4 protein-coding genes are annotated in these 4,721 nt (G+C 53.8%); 2 read left to right on the top strand and 2 right to left on the bottom strand.

Annotation, left to right across the window (positions count from 1 at the left end; genetic code table 11):
* Positions 1 to 253 precede the first annotated feature (253 nt).
* Entirely contained in the window at positions 254 to 2,227 is a 1,974-nt protein-coding gene (gene cooS, locus QNK41_RS22690) for an anaerobic carbon-monoxide dehydrogenase catalytic subunit (RefSeq protein WP_319262075.1), read from the bottom strand.
* A 481-nt stretch (positions 2,228 to 2,708) separates the two neighbouring features.
* On the opposite strand from cooS, the gene QNK41_RS22685 reads away from it, so the two are divergent.
* The gene (locus QNK41_RS22685) at positions 2,709 to 2,963 is read left to right on the top strand and encodes a glutaredoxin family protein (protein WP_319262073.1); all 255 of its coding nucleotides are present in this window, start codon (positions 2,709 to 2,711) and stop codon (positions 2,961 to 2,963) included.
* Positions 2,963 to 3,295 (top strand): ferredoxin-thioredoxin reductase catalytic domain-containing protein, encoded by a 333-nt coding sequence (locus QNK41_RS22680; RefSeq protein ID WP_319262070.1) that lies wholly within the window; start codon positions 2,963 to 2,965, stop codon positions 3,293 to 3,295. Before QNK41_RS22685 ends, QNK41_RS22680 begins: the two co-directional genes overlap by 1 nt.
* Before the next feature lie 147 nt (positions 3,296 to 3,442).
* On the opposite strand, the gene nqrF is transcribed toward QNK41_RS22680, so the two are convergent.
* Positions 3,443 to 4,669: an NADH:ubiquinone reductase (Na(+)-transporting) subunit F gene (gene nqrF / locus QNK41_RS22675; RefSeq protein WP_319262068.1), complete on the bottom strand. Its 1,227-nt coding sequence runs from the start codon at positions 4,667 to 4,669 to the stop codon at positions 3,443 to 3,445.
* Positions 4,670 to 4,721 lie beyond the last annotated feature (52 nt).

The following is a 4,721-nucleotide window of genomic DNA, read 5'->3' as shown; positions in this document are numbered from 1 at the left end:
CATCCCCAGGTATTGACGGATTCGTAAAAAGTCACCGATCATGTCATTCCCGCGAAGGCGGGAATCTATAACTACCTGTTAATACTGGATCCCCGCCTTCGCGGGGACGACAACAAAACCGAAATTTCGACTTTTTACGAGTCCATCAAGTACTGACTGACGAATAATCCCCGCCGCATCTCTGAAAAGACATCTGATAAAAAAAGGGGCTCGATATCGAGCCCCTTTTGATTGTTAAAAATGAAATTGACCGTTAAGCGGCTTCGATATCCCGCCGGTCGGACATATCCATGAGCACGCGATCCCGGGCTTTGTCGATACCCAGGGCCTTTCGCTTCTTGTCGATGTGGGCGATCATCATTTTTGCCATCTCGTGGGGATCGGGGTTAAAGCCCCATTTGCCCATGCCCATCTCCTCCAGTCCCTCGAAGAGCAGTTTTTCGAACTTGGTGCCCTTGGTGACCGGGAAAGTGACGCCGAACACGGTATACACACCGGAGGCCACGAAATACTGGCCGATGGCGATGGCCTTTTCGCTCATGTATTCGGGGGCGGCGCCCGCCACCGGCAGATCGGCGATGCTGTCGCCCAGGCCGCCGGTTTTTACCATTTCGGAACAGGCGATGAGGATGCGGGTGTTGTCCACGCAGGACCCCAGACCCAGTACGGGCGGCATGCCGACAGTTTCGCATACCTCGCGCAAACCATCACCGGCAAGGACCGCGGCTTCGGGCGAGGTTAGACCGGCTTTGGCCAGCGCGATCTGCGAACAGCCTGTCTGAACCACCAGCACATCGTTTTTAATCAGCTCTTTGACCAGTTCTACATGCACATAATCCTGTTTCACTCGGGGGTTGGTGCAGCCCACCACACCGGCAACGCCGCGGATGCGGCCGTTGATGATGTTCTCGTTGAGCGGGGTATAAGAGGCACGGAAAGAGCCGCCCAACATGTAGTTGATGTATTCATGGGAGAAGCCGTGTACACCTGTACCCACTTGCTTAGGAATCTCAACGGGAAATTTGCGGTTTTTGAATCGGCTGATCGCTTTAACGACGATCTCATCGGTACACGCCATCGGATTGTGTTCATCCAGTTCGATGTGGGTGGCACCCTCCAGGTGGCAGCGCGGGTTGGTGGTAAACAGCGCGGTCTCGTAACACTCGGCCACCTTGACCAGGCCCTGCTGAATGCATTGGACATCGACGGCCATGGCATCCACGGCACCGGTCACGATAACCGGCTCGGTGGATGAAAAGTTGCCGGCATGGGGGATACCGTGGCGCGACATCACCTCCGCACCGGAGCAGCACATACCCACCAGGTTGATACCCCTGGCACCAGCTTCCTTGGCCGACTCGACCAACGAGGGTGCGTTGACCGAGGCCAGCATGGATTCGAACAGGTTGGGTTCATGGCCATGCACGATGATGTTGACCTGGTCTTCCTTCAAAACACCCATGTTGACTTCAACGCTGACCGGTGACGGGGTGCCGAAGAGGATGTCGCTGATCTCGGTGGCGACCATGGATCCACCCCAACCGTCAGCCAGTGCAGTGCGGCTGATCTGTTTGATAAGGTTGTCGGGATCCTGATCCATACCGATGTGGGTGCGGCTCATCATCTCCATGATCTCACGCATGGCGCCCCGGGGAACGATGCCGTGTTTGCGCCACATTTCCAGGGTTTTGGGCGGGACGCGCTTGGCAAAGGGGATCTCGCCCTCCACCTGGGTGTAGGTTTTTTCCAACTCATGATACAGGTCCATGGCAATGTCCTCGACACTGCGCCCCTCGGTCTCGATGCCGATCTCCTTGGAGATCGATTCCAGTTTGCCGACATCCTTGATGCGGTAGTCCTTAATCTTTCCCTGGACCACATCGCGGAAAATGTCCAGCATGGCCATGCCGTGGTCGTTGTGGCAAGCGGACCCGGTGGCGACCATGCGGCCGAAATTTCGCGCCTGGATGGTATCGATGGTGGCCCCGCAGACGCCCACCTTGCCATAAGGATCCTTGGTGTTCATCCGGCAGGGTCCCATGAAACAATTTTTGCAGCAGGCAGAATCGGCACCGATGGGACAGGCCTTCATGTTGACCGCGCGGTCAAAATGGGTCTCGACACCGTCAAGACGGGCCTTTATCAGCATCTGCCGAGTGGCCTCACAGGTGGTGACGTCCTTGATTTCGTATTCATTTTCTTTTTTACCAACTTTCTTGTCGACCATGTTCCCTCCTTCGTGGAAAGATTGCGAGTGAGTTATGTGATTACAGTTAATATAAGCGGCCTTGATGGCATGTATAATCCGGAAAGGCAGTTACAATTTGAAATCAAGTTGTCGTGGACAGCGATGGAAGCGTATTTGGCATATGTCAAACCCTTACCAGGAATGATTACTAATACAAATAAATAATTATTGCAGCCCTGTCAAGAATTGTTTCGCTTTTCATTGGTATTTTGAACGACATCGATCCCTGGCGGCACCCAGGTGGCGCAAAACCGATGACGAGATTGTGGTCCAGTGTCACTGATTTTCCTTGACCGAATACCGGTGGACCTTTAATGTAAGGACGCTCACCAACGCTTTTAGGGATCGTCTGAAACTCAGTAGTTTAAGTTGGTGCCCATTGTTTCGGACGAGCCCCACGCTGATAGGGCCGGGGAAGCATGCATGCCCACGCCCTTTTTTTCATGGAAAGGATAGGATCATGTCTGACAAACCTGTGAAGGTGTTCTCGCTGAGTACATGCAGCCACTGCAAATCCACCAAACGTTTTTTGGACGAATGCACCGTTAAATACGAATTCGTCGATGTCGATCTGTTGGATGGGGATGAACGCAAGGCCATTCTTGCCGATGTGAAGAAATTCAACCCCAGATGTTCATTTCCCACGGTTATCATCGGTGACAATGTCATCGTCGGCTACAAGTTAGATAAAATCAAGGAGGCGCTGGGACTGTGATGGATGCCAGTGAACTTTACGAAAAACTGAAAAAAGTCCACGAGCCCAAAGGCTATTACTTCAGCAATGACCACGAGCGGGTCCTGGAGTTGGTGGAAGCCCTGCTCGTGAACAAGGCTCGCTATGGCTACATGGTCTGCCCCTGCAGGCTGGCCTCCGGTGACCGGGACAATGACCGGGACATCATCTGCCCCTGCGACTACCGTGAGCCCGACGTGGCCGAATTTGGATCATGCTACTGCAACCTCTACGTTTCCAAAGAATGGAATGAAGGAAAGATCGATCAGGAATACGTGCCCGAACGACGTCCGCCTGAAAAGATGTTTTTATAATCAGTGTCCATCCAGAAATAGGCAGATTTGGTTGAGATCAGGGCATGCGAAAAATTTTACCGCAGACATATAGTTGATATTTCGAGGATAAAATTTTGAGTATAACGCAGATATCAGGCAAATTGGCCATTTATGGATCAACACTAATCAGGAGAACTTGTCATAGGCAATCATCTCCGGATCTACCCCAAGGCTGTCGAGCATCTCCTCCACGGCATGGACCATCATGGGCGGCCCGCACATGTAGTACTCGATTTCTGTGGGATCCTTGTGTGTGGCCAGATAGGTGTCTTGCAGGCGCTGGTGAATAAAGCCGGTCAGCCCATCCCACTTGTCTTCGGGCATGGGGCTCGACAGGGCCACGTGATAGGAAAAATTGGGAAATTTTTCGGCCAGCCCCTTGAACTCCTCATCGAAGAACAATTCCAGTTTGGAGCGGGCGCCATACCAAAATGAGAGCCTGCGGTCGGTTTTCATACCCAGCAGCTGGTCCAGGATCTGGCTGCGCAGGGGCGCCATGCCGGCGCCGCCGCCCACAAAGCACATCTCCCTGTCGGTCTCCTTGACGGCAAACTCGCCAAACGGTCCGCTCAGGGTCACCTTGTCCCCGGGCTCGAGGCTGAAGATGAATGTGGAGCCGGTCCCCGGCGGCAGGTTCTTGGCCCCCGGCGGTGGCGTGGCGATGCGGATGGTGAAACGCAGCCGGGTAGCTTCTTTGGGCGGATTGGCCAGTGAATAGGCCCGGAAGACCGGTGCCAGATTCTTTCCCCGCAGTCCCCACAGGTTGAATCGATCCCAGTCGGGCCGGAACCGCTCGGCCACCCGAATCCGGAAATGCTCGAACGGGATCTCGTATTCCGGAATATCGATCTGTATGTAGGCGCCGGCCGTGAATTTCAGGTGTTCATCACCCTCCAGTTCCAAAATCAGATCCTTGATGAAGGTGGCCACGTTTTCGTTGGAAACCACCGTGGCCGTATATTTTTTAACAGATAAGATTTCATCGGGGATGCGGATTTTCAAATCCTCTTTGACTTTCAACTGACAGGCCAGGCGAATGTCGCCTTTTCTCTCCTGGCGTGACAGATGGGCCAGTTCGGTGGGAAGCGGACCACGGGAGCCTTCCTCCACCTTGCATTTGCACATGCCACACGCCCCGCCACCGCCGCAGCCGGATGGGATAAAGATACCGTTGGTCGACAGGGCGGACAACAGTGTCCTGCCCGATGGCGCATTAATTCCCTTTTCCTCGTCGTCGTTGATGATGACGCGGTTGTTGCCCTTCTGGACCACCTTTCCCTCGACAAAGAGCAGCAGTCCCACAAGAATCAGGATCACCGAGACAAACACAGTGGTTCCCACAAGGTAGATCAAAACATACTCCTTTTATTGACGACTACCTGACACGGATAAACCGGTGCTGTTG

The sequence above is a fragment of the Desulfosarcina sp. genome (assembly GCF_033791525.1).
GTDB lineage: Bacteria > Desulfobacterota > Desulfobacteria > Desulfobacterales > Desulfosarcinaceae > Desulfosarcina.
This window is presented reverse-complemented; position numbering and strand designations above follow the sequence as displayed.

Excerpts from the sequence above, each read along its gene's own strand:
- cooS (WP_319262075.1), bottom strand. The coding sequence starts at position 2,227 with ATGGTCGACAAGAAAGTTGGTAAAAAAGAAAATGAATACGAAATCAAG.
- QNK41_RS22685 (WP_319262073.1), top strand. The coding sequence starts at position 2,709 with ATGTCTGACAAACCTGTGAAGGTGTTCTCGCTGAGTACATGCAGCCAC.
- QNK41_RS22680 (WP_319262070.1), top strand. The coding sequence starts at position 2,963 with ATGGATGCCAGTGAACTTTACGAAAAACTGAAAAAAGTCCACGAGCCC.